The following is a 271-nucleotide window of genomic DNA, read 5'->3' as shown; positions in this document are numbered from 1 at the left end:
ATTTCGCGGATGTTGGAGATTTTCTTGTCAGCCAGCAGGATGAACGGGCTTTCCAGTTCTACTGCGCCAGTTTCCGGCTTGTTGATGAAGTAAGGAGACAGGTAGCCACGGTCGAACTGCATACCTTCAACCACGTCCAGTTCGTCCTGCAGACCGGTACCGTCTTCAACGGTGATAACGCCTTCTTTACCGACTTTGTCCATCGCTTCAGCGATCAGTTTACCTACGGTTTCGTCGGAGTTAGCGGAGATGGTGCCAACCTGAGCAACTT

General features: G+C 51.7%; 1 pseudogene. It reads right to left on the bottom strand.

Annotated features, from left to right (window positions below):
- Positions 1-271, bottom strand: a pseudogene (gene groEL, locus GNF10_RS37550) (chaperonin GroEL); the annotation flags it as partial.

Source organism: Nostoc sp. UCD121 (genome assembly GCF_014222285.1).
Classification (GTDB): domain Bacteria; phylum Cyanobacteriota; class Cyanobacteriia; order Cyanobacteriales; family Nostocaceae; genus Nostoc.
Note: the sequence above shows the minus strand (reverse complement) of the source record. Positions and strands in the feature narration are given on the sequence as shown.